The sequence below is a fragment of the Streptomyces sp. NPDC015242 genome, assembly GCF_043079125.1.
In the GTDB taxonomy this organism is placed as follows: Bacteria; Actinomycetota; Actinomycetes; order Streptomycetales; family Streptomycetaceae; genus Streptomyces.
On sequence record NZ_JBIBUF010000001.1, the window covers coordinates 820,460 to 838,077 of the forward strand.

Below are 17,618 nucleotides of genomic sequence, written 5' to 3' on the forward strand. Positions count from 1 at the left end.
GGGTCACCCCTGGTAGGACACGCATCGTCGCCGACATCTCGGTCTCCCTCGACGGTTTCGTCACCGGCCCCGGCCCCGGGCAACGGGCTGGGCACCGGTGGCGAGGCCCTGCACACCTGGGCGTTCTCCGACGACCCCGACGACCGGCGGGTCCTGCGTGAGGCCACGGCCCGCTCGGGCGCCGTCGTCCTCGGCAGGCGCTCCCCGGCTACGGCCGCCGGGGCGGGTCGCGCAGGATGTCCGTGGTGATGTCCGCCAGCGGCCTGCCGGTGCGGAAGGCCTCGGCGCGCATCAGGGCCAGCGCGTCCTCCGCGCTGATCCCCCGCCGCGCCACCAGGGCGCCGACGGCCCGCGCGGTGTCGAACCAGTGGGCGCGTACGACGTCCCGTGGCTCCCAGTCCGGCGCCCGCGAGCCGGTCAGGAGCATCTCCCGGGTCGTCATGAGCGCCGCCGTCACCGCGTCGGCCACCTGGGACGCCTCCTCCAGCGCCTCCTCGCCGAGTGCGTGGGGCCGCAGGGCCAGCAGGTCGACCGTGCCGAGGACGTAGTCGCCGAAGAAGAGGGGCAGGGCGTACACCGACGTGACCCGGGGCAGCTTCTCGCGCAGGGTCGCCCCGAAGAGAGGCCACGGTGTCAGTTCGTGGCGCAGGTCGTGTACCGCCACCGGCTCGCCGGTGCGCGCGGCGCTGATGCAGGGCCCCTCCAGCAGCGTGAACTGGATGTCCTCCAGCGTGAGGGCGTCGTCGTCCGACGCGGCGAGCAACTGCCGCGAGGGGGTGTCGGTGAGCAGCGCGAGGGTGGCCCCGTCCACGCAGAGCCCGTCGCGCACGGCCTCGCACACCCGTCGTGGTACGTCTGCGGCGGGCGCGTCCGCCGAGGCTTCGGCGACCATCCGTGCCGCCTTGGCTGCGGCCGTCATCCGGCCTCCCGGTACGCCGGCACCCGCTCGTGCTCGTCAAGGACCATGGGAGCGAAGTACCCGTGCCGCTGGGGGCGATGCCGCCGGACGCGGCTCACGGCGCCGGGGCGGACGTGCCGCCGCCCGCGCGGGTGCCGCCCGGGACCACCAGACCGGACTCGTACGCGAGCACCACGAGCTGGGCCCGGTCCCGGGCGCGGAGCTTGGTCATGGCCCGGTTGACATGGGTCTTGGCCGTCAGCGGGCTGATCACCATGCGGCTCGCGATCTCGTCGTTCGACAGGCCCTGTGCGACCAGCGCGACGGCCTCGCGTTCCCGGCCGGTCAGCTCCTCCAGCGCTGTGCCGGAGGCGGCCGGCAGCGGCTGGGCGAGGTACCGGCTGATCAGCTTGCGGGTGATCGCCGGTGCCAGCAGGGCGTCACCGCGCGCCGCGACCCGCACGGCGTGCAGGAAGTCCTCCGGCAGGACGTCCTTGACGAGGAACCCGGCGGCACCGGCGCGCAGCGCGTCCAGGACGTACTCGTCCAGGCCGTAGTTGGTCAGGATGACGACGTGCACCCGCGACAGGGCCGGGTCGGCCGCGACGCGCCGGGTCACCTCGATGCCGTCGACGAGCGGCATCCGGATGTCGACGAGGGCGACGTCGGGCAGGTGCCTCCGCGCGAGCTCCAGGCCCTCCTGCCCGTCGCCCGCCTCGGCCACCACCTCGATGTCGTCCTCCAGGTCGAGCAGCGCCCGGAAACCACTGCGCAGGAGCGGCTGGTCGTCCACCAGCAGGACCCGGATCACGGCGCCTGCTCCACGGGGAGTTCGGCCCGGACCGTGAACCCGCCCCCGTCGCGCGGCCCGGCGCGCAGCCGGCCGCCGAGGGCGGTGACGCGCTCGCGCATGCCGAGCAGTCCGAGACCGGGCGCCGGGGGAGCGCCCGGCCGGGCTCCGCCGTCGTCGTCGACGCGGACGGCGAGGGCGTCCGCGCGGCAGTCGATCCGCACCGACGCCGTGCGGGCGCCGGCGTGCCGGGCCACGTTGGTGAGCGACTCCTGGACGACCCGGTAGACGGTCCGGTCGACGGCGGCCGGTACGTCCTGCCGTGGGCCCTCGATCGCCAGCGTCACCTCCAGCCCGAGGGCACGGGCCCGGGCCACGAGCTCCGGCACGTCGTCGAGGCCGCGCGGCGGGCTGGTGTCGTCGTCGCGCAGGGCCTCCAGCGTCGCCCGCAGCTCGCGGGCCGCCTCGCGCCCGGCCTCCTGGATCGCCAGCAGCGCCGGCGGTACCTCCTCGCCGCGTCTGCGCGCCACGTGGACGGCGACCTCCGCCTGCACCTTGACGACGGAGATCTGATGGGTGAGCGAGTCGTGCAACTCCCGCGCGATACGCAGCCTTTCCTCGTCCGCGCGGCGGCGCGCGGTCTCCTCCCGGGTGCGTTCGGCCTCGTCGGCCCGCCGCTCGGCCTGCCGCAGCGCCTCACCCGCGGCGCCCGCCGCGACCAGCCAGGCGATCTCCAGGGCACCCCGGGCACGGGCGAACGCCTCGCCCGTGTCGTGCAGGCCCGAGGCCAGGGCGGCGACCGGCAGCAGGGCCAGCACGGCCACGCTCGCCGTCACCGTCACGGCCCGGTGTCCCGCCCGGACGGCCGCGTACACGGCGAACAGGAAGGCGACGGCGGGCACGTCGAAGCCGGCCGCCTGGTACCCCACCGCGCACAGTCCGGTGACGGCCAGCACGGGAACCGGGGCCCGGCGGCGTGCGGCCAGCACCAGCCCTCCGGCCGCGAGCAGGGCGTACCCGAGCGGCTCGGCGCCGGTCGCGCCACCCTGCCCGGACGACGCCCCGGTCACCAGCAGCGCCGCCGTCACACCGGCGGCGATGCCCCGGTCCGCGATGCCGTCCCGTATCCGGGTCCCCCCTGCTCCCATGCGCGCACCCTAACCGGCCGTCGCCGCGGGCGAGTCCGTCTCGCGGCCGAGCGGCGGATACCGCCGGCGCGGTACGGGCCGCGCCCCTGCCACGCCCGCGGCAGCTGGATGCCGCGGGCGTGGCAGCCCGAAGTGTCCGCGTCCGCCGGACGACCGCGCACGGGCCCGCCGGACACGCTCGACGACGTACGCACTCCGTCGAAGAAGGAGCACCGTGATGTCTCTCCGTCCCCTGGCCACCGTCCTGGCGGCCGTGCTGCTCGCAGGCGTCGGGCTCGCCGGTCCGGCCGTCGCGGACACCCCGGTCCAGCCCGTCGCCGCCGGGGCGTACGGCTTCGGCCCCGGGCGGCTCGGGGCGAGCGTGGGCGCGCTGCTCGGGCTGGCCGGGGTGGGCCTCGCCTGGCGCGCCCTCGCCCGCCCCGGCGGCCGCCTCGGCACGGGCACCGGACCCCTGGGCGCCCGGCTGGCCCTGGGAGCCGGGCTGATCGGCACGGCCCTCGGCGGGCTGGTCGCGGCGACCGCCGACGGCGGTCTCGGTACCGGCAACGGGCGGGGCGGGGCCTATGTGGCCCTGCTGACCGGTCTGGCCGCCGTCGCACTCGGCGCCCTGGCCCTGGCCCGTTCCCGCCGCACCGGCTGAGCACCCGACCACGTGCAACCCGCGGGTTGCACCGCGATCCGGGGCGTGCAACTCGGGGTTGCGGAAGGCGGAGCACGAACGAAGGGATCCCCCATGAGCGAGGACCGGATCGAACGCGACACCCTCATCGCGGCGCCACTGGAGCGGGTCTGGCCACTGGTGACCCAACCCGGTTTCCGGGTGGCCGACAAGGCGAGCCTGCCCGGCACCGTGGCGCGGGAGGGGGAGTCGATGGTGGTGAAGAACTCCGCACACGGCGACTTCCCGATCCGGGTGGAGAAGGTCGAGCCGCCGACGTATCTCGCCTATCGCTGGACCAGCGCCTTCCCGCGCGAGGAACTGCGCGAGGACAACAGCACCCTCGTGGAGTTCACGCTGACCCAGGAGGGCGACGGGACGCGGCTGCGTGTGGCCGAGAGCGGCTTCCAGGCCCTGGCCGGGTCCGACGAACTGCGCCGGCAGAACCTGAAGGACCACACCCAGGGCCGGCCCCTGGAGCTCGACGCGCTCAAGTCGCGCGCCGAGCGGCCCGCCGCGTGACGGAGGAGTCCCCCGGCGCCGCCGAGGTCGTCGACAGTGTCATCGGCGCGCTGGCCGACCCGACGCGACGTCAGCTGCTCGACCTGCTCGCCGAGCGGGGCGAGGCCACCGCCACGACGCTCGCCGCGCACCTTCCCGTCTCGCGGCAGGCGGTGGTCGAGCACCTCGCCGTCCTGGACGCCGCCGGGCTGGTCACCGGCGGCCGGGTCGGCCGTGAGGTGCGGTACGCGGTGCGGCCCGCGGCACTGGACGTCACGGCCCGGTGGATGGCCTCGCTGGCGAGCGAGTGGGTCCGGCTCCTGGCGCGCATCAAGCCCCTCGCCGAAACCGCGGAGCAGGAAGCGGATCCGTCCGCGGATCCCGACTGACGCCTCATCGACGGCCTCGCCGAGGACCACGTGCCCCGGCACACACGGCAGCTCCTGGACCTGCGCGTGACCGCCGCGCGGGGCGCCGTCGGCCGACCGGGCGCAGGAGCGCATCCCCGCCCGGGTCCGACGTGTGCACGCCACGGCCGTCGAGGTCATAGGCTTCGAGGCGCCGTCTCCGGGCAGCGGGCCGAGCCCTGGCGGCGGCCACACGTCGCCGAGGAGAGGGAGACGCCGAGCATGCACACGTCCCCGGGGCCTGCCGTCCGGATCGGCGCCCTCGCACCGCTGAGCAGGCCCGGCTGGGTCGAGGCGGGCCGGCATCTGCTGGCCGGGCTCGAACTGGCGGCAGCCGACGTCGACGCGGCCGGCGGCATCGGCGGACGGCCACTCGAACTGCTGGTCCGGGACACCGCCGCCGATCCGCGACGGGCCACGGCGGCCGTGGCGGACCTGGCGCGCGCGGGCGTGGCCGCCGTCGTGGGGGAGTACCACAGCGTCGTCGCTCGCGCCGCCGCCACCGAGGCGGACGCGCAGGGCCTGCCGTTCCTCTGCTCGTCGGCGGTGCTCGACGCCCTCACCGAGAAGCCGACCGAATGGGTCGCGCGCCTGCCCCCGCCGCAGTCGTACGGCTGGCGGGCCTACGCGGACTTCCTCCTGGGGGCCGGACACCGCCGGGTCGCCGTGGCCACCGGACCCGGCGCGTACTGGGCGGCGGGGACCCGGATCCTCCGGGACCACCTCTCCCCGCACGGCGGCAGCGTGCTCGAACTCGACGCCGGCGCGCTCACCCCCGCGGCCCTCCGCGCGGCGCTCGCCGACGGCCCTGCCACCGCCCTCCTGCTGCTCACCGGCTTCCCGGAACCGGCGGTGCCGATCGTCAGGGCGGTCCGCGAGGACCGGCGACTGGCCGGGGTCCTGCTCGGTGCTCCGGCCGGGCAGCCGGAGTTCGCCGCCTGGGCGACGCTGCTGGGCGGCGCCGGGGCCGCGATCCCGTTCCTGCGCTACCTGCCCGAACACCCCACCCCGCTCGGCGCCCGCGTCGAGGCGGCCCTGCGCGAACGGCTGCCCGAGGCGCCCTCCTTCGTCGCCCACGAGGGCTACGACACGGTCACCGTCCTCGCCGGCCTGCTGCGTTCCCACGGCCCGGACCGCGCGCGTATCGCGGCCGCCTGGCCCGACGTCGCCGTGGACGGCACCCGTGGGCGGATCACCTTCTCCCGCGTCCCCGGCACCGGCGTGTGGCAGTGGGCCCGGCCGCCGGTGCAGGTGGTGGACCGGGATCCGGCACGTCCCGACCGCTTCCGGGTCCTCCACACGGCCTGAGGGGCACCCGCAGCGCTTGCCGGGGCCCCCGCACTGCCCGTGGGCCTCCGCGCGGGGAGACCGCTAGGCCCGCGGGTCCGTGATCTCCCGCAGCAGGACCAGCGCCTCGCGCAGCTGCTTCATGCGCCGCTTCCCGAGGTGCTCCTCCCACTCCCTCTCCACCTCCGCGACCACCGCGTCGGCGACCTCCTTGGCCGCCAGGGCCTTCCGTGCGCCGCAGACCAGACGGGCCCGCTTGTCGGTCGGGTCGGGCACCCGGGTGACGTAGCCCGCCTTCTCCAGCTGGTCGACGAGGAAACCCGCGGTCTGCTTGGTGACCTGGGCCTGCTCGGCGAGTTCGGTGAGGCGCGTGCCGTGCGGGCCGATGCGCTGCAGGACCCGGGCCTGGGCGGGCGTGAAGTCGTCGAACCCGGCCTCGGCGAGTGCCGCGAAGACCCGGTTCTCCAGGGCGCGGTAGGGCAGGAACAGCAGCACCCCGGTGTTCGGCTCGCTCTGCGCCGCCCCCGCCGGCCCGCCTGCCACGCCCTCGTCGGTCATGTCGCGCCTCCCTTGACATTGGTCAGAGTGTCTGACTACTTTGGTCAGAGAATCTTACCACTTGAGTGGGTGATCACCGTGGGCGCAGTGCTGGACACCGACGAGGTGTGGCGGCTCGTCGACCTGGAGCGGTCGAGCCTGGCCGACCTGCTGGAGAGCCTGAGCCCCGAGGAGTGGGACGCGCCCACGCGGTGCGGCGACTGGCGGGTGCGGGACGTGGCCGCGCATCTGACCATCGCTGCCCGCTACTCCCGCGGCCGGGTCGTACGGGAGATGGTCCGCGCGCGCGGCGACTGGAACCGGATGATCCACGACTCGGCGGTGCGCGAGGCGGCGCGGCCCGTCGCCGGGATCGCCGCCGACCTCCGCTCGATCGTCGGCTCCCGCCGCCTGGCCCCCACCACCTCGCCCCACGAGCCGCTCCTCGACCTCCTCGTCCACGGCCAGGACATCGCCCTCGCCGTCGGCCGGACTCGCGACATGCCCCGGGTCGCGGCCCGCGACGCCGCCGAGCGCGTGTGGACCATGCGCGTCCCGCCCCGTCCGTGGCCCCTTCCGAAGGTGCGGCTCGCCGCCACCGACATCGACTGGACGCGCGGGTCGGGCCCCGAGGTCCGGGGCCCGATCGGAGCCCTGCTCCTGCTGCTCACCGGCCGCCCGGAAGCGGCCCGGGAGTGGGCCGAGCGCACCGGGGAGCCGTGGACGGGGATCGCTGCTCCCCGGTGACCGGAGCGGCCCTGCGCGAGGGACGGGACCCCGCGCGGGGCCACCGCCGGGGGTGCGCGCGGCGGCGCCCGGCGGTGGCCCCGCGCGCCCGAACCAGTGGTCCACCCACCCCGACGGCGTAACGAGGACTCCCCACGCGAGGCGGCGCGACCTCGCCCCGCCGCAGACTCCTGGAGGAAGCGGCCGGCAGCCGACGGCCTCCGCCACCGGAATCACCGGCCTGGGAGTGAGCATGCTCCGTACCACCCCGCCGCGCGTCAGCGTGATCATTCCCGCGTACGACTCCATGCCGGAGCTGACCCGGTGCGTCACCTCGGCCATGGAGCAGACCCTGGGCCCGGAGCTGGTCGAGATCATCGCCGTCGACGACGGCTCGACCGACGGCACCGGTGAGGAGCTGGACCGGCTCGCCCGCACCTGGCCCGGCCTGCGCGTGGTCCACCGGCCCAACAGCGGATGCGCCGGGGTCCCGCGCAACACCGGCCTCGACCTGGCCACCGGCGACTACGTGTTCTTCCTCGACTCCGACGACTACCTGGGTCCCGACGCCCTGCGCCGCATGGTCGAGACGGCGGACGAGAACCACACCGACGTCGTCCTCGGCAGGATGGTGTCCGTCGGCGGACGTGCCGTACCGACGGCCGTCTTCTCGCACAACCAGCCCCGGACCGACGTCTTCTCCTCCCTCGCTTACCGCACCCTGGGCTGCTGGAAGCTGTTCCGGCGGTCACTGATCGAACGGCTGGGCCTGCGCTTCCCGCCCTACCGCAACTGCGAGGACAAGCCGTTCACGGCCGCGGCCTACCTCAACGCCGACGGCATCTCCGTCGTCGCCGACTACGACTGCTACTACTCGCGCGACCGCGGCAACGGCAACAACCTCACCCGCACCGCCGCCGCCCTCGCACACCGCATGGACGGCACCCGGCTATGCTTCGAGACCGTCGCCCGTTACGTGGAGCCCGGCCCCCGCCGGGACCGGATCATGCGCCGTCATGTGGAATGGGAACTGTGCGGTCCGCTGCGCGCCCTGCTGCCCCGGGAGGACGAGCGGGAGGCACGGGAGCGCTTCTACCCGCAGTTCCGGGAGTGGGCCCTGCGCTACGCGACCGACGGTGTGTGCCGGCGGATCGCCCCGCAGGACCGGCTGATCGTCCACCTCCTGCGCGCGGACCGGTACGAGGACCTCATGACCGTGATCCGCGACGCCGAGCGGGACGAGGCGCGCGGCCACGTCGTCGACAAGGGACGCGTCTACTGGCGCCACCCCTGGTTCCGGGACCCGGCGAAGGCCGTCCCGGACGCCTGCTTCGACGTCACCGACCGGCTGCCGGTCCACCACGACCTGACCGAGGCGGCCTGGACGGGCGACGGCGGCCCGCTCCGCCTGTCCGGCCACGCCCGCATCGACTCCCTCGGTCCGCTGGAGCCCGCCACCCGCCTGATCCTGCGTCCACGCGGCCGTGCGCATCCCGGCCTCCGCCTGCCCGTGAGCGTCGGCACCGTCCCGCACCGGCCCGGCACGCCCGCGGCCGGGAACCCGGACCCTTCGGCCTGCTTCACCGCCGTCCTCGACCTCGGCACCGCCGACTCGGGCGCGCCGCTCGGCGAGGGAGTCTGGGACGTGCATCTGGAGGTCCGCGCCGACGGGGTCGCCAGGACCGTCAGGGTCCGGCGGACCCGCGCGGACGGGGACGGCGGCCGGACGGCCCCGCCGCCGCGCGAGCTGCCTCCCGCCACCCGGCCCGGACCCGGGCCGGTCACCGTACGGCCCTTCTTCACGCCGCGCGGCGACCTCTCCGTGGAGGTCCGGCCCGCCGCACCGCCCTGCCGCGTCACCGAGGTCGCCTGGGACCCGGCCGCCCCCGGCACGCTCGTCGTCGGCGGGCACCTGACCGCCGAGGCCACCGGCCACACCGGGACCATGACCCTGCGAGCGGAGGACGGCACCGGCCTGGTGCGGGAGTCGCCCTTGCGGTACGCACGGGCCGACGGCCGCACCGGCTTCACCGCCCGGCTCCCCGTCAGAGGACTGCCCCCGGGACACTGGACGCTGACGCTCCGGACGGGCGGCGGGCCCGGCGCGGACGGACCGGGCCGGCGGATCCCCGTCCCGCCCGCGGGCACGCTCACCGGCACCCGCTGGTTCCGCGCCTCCCGGCTCGGCCGCCCCTACTACGCCAAGCCCCTCGCGAAGGGTGCGGAAGGCGCTCTGGTGCTGCGCGTGGCCCCCGTCGGGCTGGCGGCCGGCCTGCGCCGGCGCCTCCTCGGCTTCCTGAAGTGACGCCCCCGGCCCCCGGGTTCGGCGCCGGGGGCCGCCGTCAATTGACGGATTCGCCGCGCCCACCGCTGGGCAGTGAGCCCCGTGAATGTCATGAGCACGACTGCCCTTCCCCCACGAGGAGGTCGATCATGCACGTACGCACGCTGACCGGCGGCCTGGCCGCCGCCTGTCTGGTCACCCTGTCCCTGACGGGCGGCCCGGCCGCCGCCGCTTCCGCCGGCCCGGCCGACGCGCCCCTCGCCGCCCGGGTCCTCACCTACGACGCCGCCGGCGCAGCGGAGTTCAGGTCCGCCGTCGACCGGGGCGCGGCGATCTGGAACGCGAGTGTCGACTCCGTCGAACTGCGGCCCGTCGCCGCCGGGCAACGCGCCAACATCCGGGTCCTGGCGGACAACGGCTGGCCGCGCGCCCTGCCCACCACCCTGGGCAACGGCACGGTCTACATCGGGCGCCAAGCCGTCAGCCAGGGGTACGACACGATCCGGATCTCGTCCCACGAACTCGGTCACATCCTGGGCCTGCCCGACCGCAAGCCCGGACCGTGTTCCAGCCTGATGTCCGGCTCCAGCGCGGGCACCGCGTGCACGAACCCGTACCCGAACACGGCGGAGAAGGCGGAGGTGGAGGGCAACTTCGGCGGCGCCCTCGCCGAGCGGACCCCGGCGGTCCGAGCCGGGCTCGTCGTGGACTGACGCCTGCCGCCCGGCACCCCGGGCGGCACCGCGCGGCTCAGGCCGGGCAGCCGGAGCCGTCGACCACGAAGTAGCCGGGCGCGGTCTGCCGGAGGGTGCTGCGGGTGAACGTGTTCCACAGCCCCATCGCCTGCCCGGAACCCTTGGCGTACGCGGTGCCGCCGCTCTGGTACGCGCGCCCGGCGACCGTGTGGTCGTAGTTGCTGGCCGTGTGGCAGGTGGGCGTGAACCCGGTGGTGGTCGCGGACACCACCGGGGAGACCCCGCCCGCCGCACCCGCCGTGTCCACGGCAGCCACGCTGTAGCGGTACGTCGTACCCGTGGCCAGGCCGGTGTCGGTGTAGGAGGCCGACGTCGTGGTGCCCACCCGCGCGCCGTCGCGGAGGACCAGGTACGAGGCCGCGCCGTCGACCGCCCGCCAGGTCAGGGAGACGGCGGAGTCCGTGGTCCCGGTGACCGCCAGGCCCGTGGGCGCGGGCAGGGCCCCGGTGCCCGCGCCGCCGTCGAGTCCCCAGAAACGGGCGATGCGGAGGCTGGAGCAGACGGTGTCGAGGTAGTAGGTGCCGGAGCTCCCGCACTGCTCGGTGCCGCTGCCCGGGTCGACCGCCAGCCCGTGCCCCATTCCGGAGAGCGAGTACACCTCGACGGCGGGACGGCCGGCGGCGTCCTCGTACACGCTGCGCGTGGTGCCCCCGCCGAGGCTCTCGGTGCGCGAGGGCACCTGGCCGAGGCCCCACACGTTCGTCCACTGGTCACGCAGCTCGCCGGCGTTGGCGGGCACGACGGTGGTGTCGGCGGTGCCCTGCCAGATCGAGACGCGCGGCCAGGCGGCCGTACCGGCGGGAGCGGCGGACCGTACCAGGTCCCCCCACTGCGCGGGGCTCTTGTCGGGCGGGCTGTACATGCAGGTGTACGCCGCCGAGACGCTGCTCGCGCAGCGCGCGGGCAGCCCCGAGGCGATGGCGCCGCCCGCGAACACGTCGGGGTAGGCGGCCAGCATGTTCGCGGTCATGGCACCGCCCGCGGACAGGCCGGTGATGTGGACCCGCCGGGAGTCGCCGCCGTACAACGACAGGGCCTTGTCAACCATCTGACGGAGCGACAGCGCCTCGCCCCGACCACGCGCGCTGTCGCCCGGCTCGAACCAGTTGAAGCAGGAGTTGGCGTTGTTGGCGCCGCTCGTCTGCGGGAAGACCAGCGCGAAGCGGTACGCGTCGGCGACCCTCGGCCAGCCGGAGTGCGCGAAGTAGTCCTGGGCGCTCTGCGTGCAGCCGTGCAGGGCCAGGACGACCGGAGCGCCCGCCGGCAGCCCGTCGGGCACGTAGGTGTACATCGACAGGTTGCCGGGGTTGGTGCCGAAGCCCGTCACCTGGGTGAGGCCCGCGGCGGACGCCGGGGGAGCCACGGCGACCAGGCCCCCGGTCAGGGCCAGCGCCCCGGCGGTGACGACGAGCCGGTGGCGCAGGCCGCCGAGGGCGCGGCGGACTCTGCTGAAGCGGAACGCGGTGTGCGACTGTCCCATGACGACTGCCTGCCTCCTGGTGGGGGGAACGCTGCGCGTCACCGGTCCGCGGGGAGGAAGCCCCGTGCGGCCGGCGTGCCGTGCATCATCGGGGCGCGTCCGCCGGCGTCGACATGGGCCGGGCATCCATGCGTGGCGGGGACCTGTGTGGAGGCGAGCCATGGCCCGGCCGGTGCCCGGTCGTGTAGGGGCAGGGGAGCAGGGTGGGCGCCCTCTCCTGCCCCGCACCAGGCGGTCCTGGCGCCGGAACCCATGCCGGCGCGGCCGAAGGTGGTCGCCGGGCCCATAGGTCGTGCCGGGCCGCCGCCGTAGCCTCCGCGCGTCCCAGTCCGCAGACCGCGACCGCGGAGGCACCCGTATGCGTCTTTCCATCCGCCCCCCGTCCCGCTCCCGGCGGCGCAGGTGGCCGGCGGCCGCCCTGGCGCTGGCCGCCCTCACCCTCACGCCCGCGCCCGCCACCGCGGCACCCGAGGGCTGCGCGCACCCCACGCGGGCGCGCGTCCCGGGAGCCGAACACCAGCGGGCCGCCTGCCTGGCGGACCTGACCACGGCCGGCACGGTCGCCTCGGGCCACACCGACCCGGCCGACTGGGCCGGTCTGACACCCAAGGACCTGGCTGTCCCCGGCGCGGTCCCCGGCCACCAGATCGACGGCTACTTCCCCGACACCTCCACCACCAACACCAACCACGACTGGCGGCACGACGCCCAGTTCGTCATCCGCCTGCCCGACCGGTGGAACGGCGGCCTGGTGGTCACGGGCACCCCCGGCAACCGCGAGCAGTACGCCAACGACCGGGCCATCGCCGACTGGGTGCTCTCCCGCGGCTACGCCTACGCCGCCACCGACAAGGGCAACACCGGCCTCGCCTTCCATCGGGACGGGAAACGGCCCGGCGACGCGATCGCCGAGTGGAACCACCGGCTCACCCAGCTGACCCGGGCCGCCCGCGCCACGGTCGCCCGGCACTACCACCGCCCGCCGGCCCGCACGCTGGTCACCGGTATCTCCAACGGCGGGTACCTGGTGCGCTGGCAACTGGAGAACCACCCCGAGCTCTACGACGGGGGAGTGGACTGGGAGGGCACCCTGTGGCGCTCCGACGGCCCCACCCTCCTGCACTTCCTGCCCCAGGCGCTCCGTCACTACCCCGTGTACGCCGCGGGGGGAGAGCACTCCGGCGCCGCCCGGCGGGCCCTGCACGCCGCCGGCTTCCCGGCCGGGTCCGAGTTCCTCTGGCCCTACCACCACCAGGTCTACTGGGACCTGACCCAGCGCGTGTACCGCGAGGAACTGGACCCCGGGTTCGACGGGCCGGCCGAGGCGGGCACGCCGTTCTGCGCACCGGGCACACCGGCCTGCGACGCCGACTACGACTACGCGTCCCGGCCCGAGGCCGCCCGGGCCGTGGCGGGCATCGCCCTGACGGGACGGATCGGCAAGCCGCTGATCACCCTGCACGGCACCCTGGACGTCCTCCTGCCGATCGGAAAGGACTCCGACGTCTACGCCCGGATGGTGCGCGAGGCGGGACGCGGCCCCCTGCACCGCTACTACCGCATCGAGGGCGGCACCCACACCGACGCCCTGGCCGACGTCCACCCGGACCGCCTGCGCCCGCTCACGCCGTGCCACCGGACGGCCTTCACGGCACTGGAGGACTGGCTCGCCCCGGGACACCGCCCACCGGCCTCCCGCACGGTCGCCCGCCCCGCCGCGACCGGCCCGGCGACCCTGGCGAACAGCTGCTCCCTGACGTGAGTCAGAAGGCGACCGGCTTCCCGGAGCGCTCGGTCTCGTCCTGCACCAGCAGCGAGAGCAGGGACGCCACCGGGAGGCCGGCCTCGGCCGGGTGCCGCAGCACCTTGCCGGGCTCGACGCGATAGGTGTTCGTGCGCCCTTCCCGCCTGTGGGACAGGTACCCGTCCTGCTCGAGGTCGGCGATGATCCGCGACACGGCGCGCTCGGTGAGCCGGCAGCGCGCGGCGATGTCCCGGATGCGGATGTTCGGGTTGTCGGCGATGGCCGCCAGTACGCGCGCGTGGCTGGTGACGAACGTCCATCCGGTGTGTGATTCGGGCACTGCAACCATGCTCGGCATTCTAAGGACAGGGCGTTGCCGGAACGCAGATACATGACATACTTTTCCGGCAACAGATGACGTGCTCCCGAGCAGGAGAGCCGAAGGGAGGAGCCCGACGTGCCCTGGAACGAAACCGCCGCACCGGCACGCACGAGCAGCAGGGGGACGTCCCTTCCGCAGCAGGCCACCGGGCACACCTCGTGCGGGACCCCGGTGCAGCAGTACGGGCAGCCGGGCGCCTGGGTCGTCGTCGCCCGCGGCGCCTACGACATGGACTCGATCGCGCCCCTGGCCGAGGCGCTGGAGACCGCGGCCCGGAACCGTCCGAAGGTGGTCCTGGACGCCTCCGGCGTGACCTTTGCGGACTCGACGTTCCTGAACCTGCTGATCCGGACCCACCGGGCGGCCCCCCTGCGCGTGGTCGCGCCCTCGGACCAGGTACGGCGGCTCTGCGAGATCACCGGGGTCGACGGCCTCCTGGAGCTGCGCGACACCGTCGAGGACGCCGTCGCCTCCTAGGGCCGGCCCCGGCCGGTCACCGGCCCGCCTCCGGCGCCCGGCCGGCAGCGGCCCGGCCGCTCGCCGTGGACGGGGGAGCGGCCCCCCGTCCGGGACCGTTACCGTGGAGGACGTGCTGGACCTCCGCCGTGCGCCGGATCCGAGGCCGATGACGTTCTCCGGGGCGATCACGGCCCCTTCCGGAGCGCTCCGATGACGCGCGGGACCGGCGACGGCCGGGACCCCGGGCCCCACGACCGGCTGCCCTCCACCCTGCTGGAGGACAGCACCGAGGACCTGTACGAGAACGCCCCCTGCGGATTCCTGTCCACCCTGCTCGACGGGACGATCGTCAAGGTCAACGCCACCCTGCTGGACTGGCTCGGCCACCGGCGCGCGGACCTGGTGGGCCGCAGGACCTTCTCCGACCTCCTCACCGCCGGCGGGCGGCTGTACCACGAGACGCACTTCGCGCCGCTGCTGCGCATGCAGGGCGAGATCAGCGGCATCGCCCTGGAGCTGAGGACGGCCGACGGCGGCCGGCTGCCGGTCCTGGTGACCTCGACCGTCAAGACGGACGGCGACGGAGAGCCCCTGCTGATCCGCACCACCGTCTTCGACGCCCGCGACCGCCGCTCCTACGAGGAGGAGCTGCTGCGCGCCCGCCAGGAGTCGGAGCGCGAGCGCGAACGGCTCAGGCAGCTCGCCACCACCCTCCAGGCCACACTCCTGCCGCCGGCCCTGGAGAACGTACCCGGCCTGGACGTGGCCGCCTACTACCACATCGCCTCGGCCGACGAGGTCGGCGGCGACTTCTACGACCTCTTCCCCCTCGCCGCCGGCACCTGGGGCCTCTTCCTGGGCGACGTGTGCGGCAAGGGCGCCACGGCCGCGGCCGTCACCTCCCTCGCCCGCTACACGCTGCGCGCCGCGGCCGTGTACGACCCCGACCCGGCCGCCGTCCTCGGCAACCTCAACACCGTCCTCAACCACGAGTACTCCGGCGCCGACGACCCCCGCTTCTGCACGGTCCTCTTCGGGCTGCTCACCCCCGACGGCGACGCGGGCGGCTTCCACATCACACTGGCCAGCGGCGGCCACCCGCCCGCTCTGCTGCTGCGCGCCGACGGCACCGCCGACCACCTGCCCACGCCCGGCGGCCAGCTCATCGGCGTCCTGCCCGACGCCGCCGTCGCCACCACCAGCTTCCGCCTCGCGCCCGGTGACACCCTGCTGCTGTACACCGACGGCCTCACCGAAGCGCACACCGCGGCGAGCGGCGGGGACCGCTACGGCGACGACGCCCTCCTCGGCTTCGTCCGGTCACTGGCCCCCACCACCGCGCGGCGCACCGTCGCCGCGGTGCGCGACCTCCTCGCCGCGCTCGGCTCCGGCGTGGACGACGACGCGGCCGTGCTCGCCGTCCACGCCCCCCTGCCCGGCCGCCCCGCCACCGGTACGTGAGCACGTCACGCACGGGGCGGCCGGGCACCTACGCGCCGTTGCCGCGCGCAGCCGGGAACTGCCACCAGGCGCCCGTCGCGTCGCGCAGGGTGTTGGTGCCGCAGTGCACCTCACCCATCCCGAGGTGGTACGTGTACCAGTCGTCGATGTACGACACCTTCATGCCGACCCGCTGGTAGGCGGCGGTGACGGCCTCGGTGAAGACGTCCTTGCCGCCGATGACCGGACCCCACTGGCGCGGGGCGAGGTAGCGGTCGCGCGCCAGGAGCACGCCGTTGACCGCCCCGGGCACGTACGCGCTGGTCGTCACCGCCTCCGCGGCCGCCGCCCGCCCGGCGGGCCGGTTCTCGGCGAGCCACTTCTGCTGGCCGAAGTCCCCGAGGCTGTCGACGACGCCGGAGCCGGCGCCCATGCGCGTCAGCCGCGGCACGGGAACCTCCTGCCCCTCGGCGGTGAAGGCCTCCGAGTCGCGGGTGTACAGGGCGGGCACCCGCACGATCTCCGCGTCGGTGACGCCCGTCTCCCGCCGGATGACCTCCAGGTTGGCCGCGATGCGCCGCGCCGCCATCTCGTTGTCGGACACCAGGTGCCGGGAGGCGAGCGCCTGGTCGATGGTCTCCTTGGGCGCCGGGCTGTCACTGCGGCCGGGGACGGAGAACATCTTCGTCTTGCCGTGCCCGTCGCGCTGGGCGTCCCGCAGCAGCCGCAGCCCCGCCTGCGGGTCGGCGACGCCGATGCGCCATCCGCGCGGGGTGTCCGCGGGCAGGAACTGCACGAACTCGTCGACGTGGCCCACGCCCAGCCAGGAGGTGTCCAGCAGCAGCGGGTCCTGCATGCCCTGCGACGCCAGCAGCGTGCGCATCACCTTCGACGGGCGCGCCCCGCTGTCCTTGCGCTCGCCCATGATGATCCGCCCGGCCGGGAACGAGCGGCCGCCGTGCGTGTAGGGCGGGATGGTCTCCAGGTTCCCCATGGAGTTGAGCGACCAGTCGTCGGGCTCGGCCCGGTCGGTCACCTGCACCACCCCGATGTCCCGGCCGCGTACCTTCTCGAACAGCTCACGCCCGGCGTCCCGCTCCGGCTGTGCGGAACGCAGCATCACGCGCAGCACGTGCCGCCCGCCGCCCGGCCCGGTCATGCTGACGTAGGCCGGCTCCACGAAGTCCTGCGCCCAGGGGTCGGCGTACTTCGTGAACTTGACGAGCGGCGCGGTGACCCCGGCCCGCTCGACCTCCTTGGCGAGTTCGGCGACGAACTTCTGTTGAAGACGGCTGTACGGGCCCTGCCCCTGGACCTCGCTCACCATGACCTGCCGGGTGTCCTGCAAATGATGGTGGGTCAGCAGCGGCGCCACGCGCAGGGTCACGGCGTCGGAGGTGGACCTCCCGCCGGACGTCACCGTCAGCCGGACCACCGCACGGCCGTCCCACTTCGCTCTGTCCCGGACGACGTCGGTGGCCTCGACACCGAACTCCGCACCGGCACGCAACTCGGCCGCGGTCAGCCGGGTCTGCGCCGTCACCGGCACCCATTGCCCGGCACGCTTGAGGAACAGATGCGCGTGGTCGCCTCCCGTGGTGAGCTTCAGCGTGCCCTTGGCGTCCGCGGGCAGGCCCGGCAGGGGCACGGAACGGACCCGGGCGAGGTCGGCGGCGTCCGCGGCGCCGTTGACCTTCGTGTCGGAACCGTCGTGGCACGCGGCCAGTTTCGCGTCGGACAGCGGGCTGCCGCCGGGCCCGGTGACCGGGCAGCGCTTGCTGTCGTCGTCGATGTTGGGCAGATAGACGGCTCCCCGCTGTACGGTCCAGCCGTCCTCGCCGTTCTGGTCGCTGCCGCCGGTGACGTCGACCCGCCCGTCGCGGTTCACATCCGCCCGTAGGTCGGCGCGCGGTCCCGCCCCGGCGGCGGACGCGGGGCCGGCCGGACCGGCCAGCACGGATCCGGCGGCGGCGACGGCCAGCACCACCGACCCGGCCGGGTACAGGCGCGGACGTATACGTGTACGTGAACGCACAGCAGGTTCCTCTCGGTTGCGGGCTTCCGCCCAGCAAGAGGAGGGACGGTGGCTGTGCGTTCACTGGGGGACGCGAGTTGCTGTTCG

17 protein-coding genes and 1 pseudogene are annotated in these 17,618 nt (G+C 75.0%); 11 read left to right on the forward strand and 7 right to left on the reverse strand.

Annotated elements, in window-relative coordinates:
• Nucleotides 1-23 precede the first annotated feature (23 nt).
• Nucleotides 24-201, forward strand: a pseudogene (locus tag ACF07N_RS03705) (dihydrofolate reductase); the annotation flags it as partial.
• Nucleotides 202-208: 7 nt separating this feature from the next.
• Here the strand turns inward: ACF07N_RS03705 and ACF07N_RS03710 are convergent.
• The 3 genes from ACF07N_RS03710 to ACF07N_RS03720 all read right to left on the reverse strand — a co-directional run bounded on the left by ACF07N_RS03710 (nt 209) and on the right by ACF07N_RS03720 (nt 2,836).
• Nucleotides 209-919 carry a GAF and ANTAR domain-containing protein gene (locus tag ACF07N_RS03710; protein WP_392107852.1) on the reverse strand — a complete coding sequence of 237 codons (711 nt, stop codon included), beginning with the start codon at nt 917-919 and terminating at the stop codon, nt 209-211.
• 94 nt (nt 920-1,013) lie between these two features.
• The gene (locus ACF07N_RS03715) at nt 1,014-1,709 is read right to left on the reverse strand and encodes a response regulator (RefSeq protein WP_392107855.1); all 696 of its coding nucleotides are present in this window, start codon (nt 1,707-1,709) and stop codon (nt 1,014-1,016) included.
• Complete coding sequence (locus tag ACF07N_RS03720; RefSeq protein WP_392107858.1) at nt 1,706-2,836, reverse strand: sensor histidine kinase; 1,131 nt, start codon at nt 2,834-2,836, stop codon at nt 1,706-1,708. Before ACF07N_RS03720 ends, ACF07N_RS03715 begins: the two co-directional genes overlap by 4 nt.
• A gap of 217 nt (nt 2,837-3,053) precedes the next feature.
• On the opposite strand from ACF07N_RS03720, the gene ACF07N_RS03725 reads away from it, so the two are divergent.
• The 4 genes from ACF07N_RS03725 (at nt 3,054) to ACF07N_RS03740 (ending at nt 5,710) form a co-directional block, all read left to right on the forward strand.
• Nucleotides 3,054-3,476: a DUF6223 family protein gene (locus tag ACF07N_RS03725; protein WP_392107861.1), complete on the forward strand. Its 423-nt coding sequence runs from the start codon at nt 3,054-3,056 to the stop codon at nt 3,474-3,476.
• A 93-nt stretch (nt 3,477-3,569) separates the two neighbouring features.
• Nucleotides 3,570-4,016: an SRPBCC domain-containing protein gene (locus ACF07N_RS03730; RefSeq protein ID WP_392107864.1), complete on the forward strand. Its 447-nt coding sequence runs from the start codon at nt 3,570-3,572 to the stop codon at nt 4,014-4,016.
• The gene (locus ACF07N_RS03735; RefSeq protein WP_392107867.1) at nt 4,013-4,384 is read left to right on the forward strand and encodes an ArsR/SmtB family transcription factor; all 372 of its coding nucleotides are present in this window, start codon (nt 4,013-4,015) and stop codon (nt 4,382-4,384) included. Before ACF07N_RS03730 ends, ACF07N_RS03735 begins: the two co-directional genes overlap by 4 nt.
• Before the next feature lie 240 nt (nt 4,385-4,624).
• Entirely contained in the window at nt 4,625-5,710 is a 1,086-nt protein-coding gene (locus ACF07N_RS03740; protein WP_392107870.1) for an ABC transporter substrate-binding protein, read from the forward strand.
• A 63-nt stretch (nt 5,711-5,773) separates the two neighbouring features.
• Here the strand turns inward: ACF07N_RS03740 and ACF07N_RS03745 are convergent, their stop codons facing one another.
• Nucleotides 5,774-6,247: a MarR family winged helix-turn-helix transcriptional regulator gene (locus ACF07N_RS03745; protein WP_392107873.1), complete on the reverse strand. Its 474-nt coding sequence runs from the start codon at nt 6,245-6,247 to the stop codon at nt 5,774-5,776.
• Nucleotides 6,248-6,316: 69 nt separating this feature from the next.
• Between ACF07N_RS03745 and ACF07N_RS03750 the strand changes: the two genes are divergently transcribed.
• The 3 genes from ACF07N_RS03750 (at nt 6,317) to ACF07N_RS03760 (ending at nt 9,949) form a co-directional block, all read left to right on the forward strand.
• Nucleotides 6,317-6,973, forward strand: coding sequence for a maleylpyruvate isomerase family mycothiol-dependent enzyme (locus ACF07N_RS03750; protein ID WP_392107876.1), 657 nt, complete (start codon nt 6,317-6,319; stop codon nt 6,971-6,973).
• A gap of 232 nt (nt 6,974-7,205) precedes the next feature.
• Nucleotides 7,206-9,257 (forward strand): glycosyltransferase, encoded by a 2,052-nt coding sequence (locus tag ACF07N_RS03755; RefSeq protein WP_392107879.1) that lies wholly within the window; start codon nt 7,206-7,208, stop codon nt 9,255-9,257.
• A 128-nt stretch (nt 9,258-9,385) separates the two neighbouring features.
• Nucleotides 9,386-9,949 carry a snapalysin family zinc-dependent metalloprotease gene (locus ACF07N_RS03760; protein WP_392107882.1) on the forward strand — a complete coding sequence of 188 codons (564 nt, stop codon included), beginning with the start codon at nt 9,386-9,388 and terminating at the stop codon, nt 9,947-9,949.
• A 37-nt stretch (nt 9,950-9,986) separates the two neighbouring features.
• Here the strand turns inward: ACF07N_RS03760 and ACF07N_RS03765 are convergent, their stop codons facing one another.
• A complete protein-coding gene (locus ACF07N_RS03765) occupies nt 9,987-11,471 on the reverse strand; it encodes a PHB depolymerase family esterase (RefSeq protein ID WP_392107885.1) in 1,485 nt (494 codons plus the stop codon).
• 358 nt (nt 11,472-11,829) lie between these two features.
• Here ACF07N_RS03765 and ACF07N_RS03770 point away from each other — a divergent pair, with 358 nt between their 5' ends.
• On the forward strand, nt 11,830-13,233 hold the full coding sequence (locus ACF07N_RS03770; RefSeq protein WP_392107888.1) for a tannase/feruloyl esterase family alpha/beta hydrolase: 1,404 nt from the start codon (nt 11,830-11,832) through the stop codon (nt 13,231-13,233).
• 1 nt (nt 13,234) lies between these two features.
• Here ACF07N_RS03770 and ACF07N_RS03775 read toward each other — a convergent pair whose 3' ends face one another.
• On the reverse strand, nt 13,235-13,564 hold the full coding sequence (locus tag ACF07N_RS03775) for a helix-turn-helix transcriptional regulator (RefSeq protein ID WP_392107891.1): 330 nt from the start codon (nt 13,562-13,564) through the stop codon (nt 13,235-13,237).
• A 108-nt stretch (nt 13,565-13,672) separates the two neighbouring features.
• On the opposite strand from ACF07N_RS03775, the gene ACF07N_RS03780 reads away from it, so the two are divergent.
• Entirely contained in the window at nt 13,673-14,074 is a 402-nt protein-coding gene (locus ACF07N_RS03780; RefSeq protein WP_392107894.1) for an STAS domain-containing protein, read from the forward strand.
• Between the two features lie 192 nt (nt 14,075-14,266).
• Nucleotides 14,267-15,517, forward strand: coding sequence for a SpoIIE family protein phosphatase (locus tag ACF07N_RS03785; RefSeq protein ID WP_392107897.1), 1,251 nt, complete (start codon nt 14,267-14,269; stop codon nt 15,515-15,517).
• A gap of 28 nt (nt 15,518-15,545) precedes the next feature.
• Here the strand turns inward: ACF07N_RS03785 and ACF07N_RS03790 are convergent, their stop codons facing one another.
• Nucleotides 15,546-17,531, reverse strand: coding sequence for a protein-arginine deiminase domain-containing protein (locus ACF07N_RS03790; RefSeq protein ID WP_392107900.1), 1,986 nt, complete (start codon nt 17,529-17,531; stop codon nt 15,546-15,548).
• Between the last annotated feature and the right edge of the window lie 87 nt (nt 17,532-17,618).

Bases quoted from the DNA above. Each gene is read 5' to 3' on its own strand.
- ACF07N_RS03710 (WP_392107852.1), bottom strand. From the start codon at position 919: ATGACGGCCGCAGCCAAGGCGGCACGGATGGTCGCCGAAGCCTCGGCG.
- ACF07N_RS03720 (WP_392107858.1), bottom strand. From the start codon at position 2,836: ATGGGAGCAGGGGGGACCCGGATACGGGACGGCATCGCGGACCGGGGC.
- ACF07N_RS03725 (WP_392107861.1), top strand. From the start codon at position 3,054: ATGTCTCTCCGTCCCCTGGCCACCGTCCTGGCGGCCGTGCTGCTCGCA.
- ACF07N_RS03730 (WP_392107864.1), top strand. From the start codon at position 3,570: ATGAGCGAGGACCGGATCGAACGCGACACCCTCATCGCGGCGCCACTG.
- ACF07N_RS03740 (WP_392107870.1), top strand. From the start codon at position 4,625: ATGCACACGTCCCCGGGGCCTGCCGTCCGGATCGGCGCCCTCGCACCG.
- ACF07N_RS03745 (WP_392107873.1), bottom strand. From the start codon at position 6,247: ATGACCGACGAGGGCGTGGCAGGCGGGCCGGCGGGGGCGGCGCAGAGC.
- ACF07N_RS03755 (WP_392107879.1), top strand. From the start codon at position 7,206: ATGCTCCGTACCACCCCGCCGCGCGTCAGCGTGATCATTCCCGCGTAC.
- ACF07N_RS03760 (WP_392107882.1), top strand. From the start codon at position 9,386: ATGCACGTACGCACGCTGACCGGCGGCCTGGCCGCCGCCTGTCTGGTC.
- ACF07N_RS03765 (WP_392107885.1), bottom strand. From the start codon at position 11,471: ATGGGACAGTCGCACACCGCGTTCCGCTTCAGCAGAGTCCGCCGCGCC.
- ACF07N_RS03770 (WP_392107888.1), top strand. From the start codon at position 11,830: ATGCGTCTTTCCATCCGCCCCCCGTCCCGCTCCCGGCGGCGCAGGTGG.
- ACF07N_RS03775 (WP_392107891.1), bottom strand. From the start codon at position 13,564: ATGGTTGCAGTGCCCGAATCACACACCGGATGGACGTTCGTCACCAGC.
- ACF07N_RS03785 (WP_392107897.1), top strand. From the start codon at position 14,267: ATGACGCGCGGGACCGGCGACGGCCGGGACCCCGGGCCCCACGACCGG.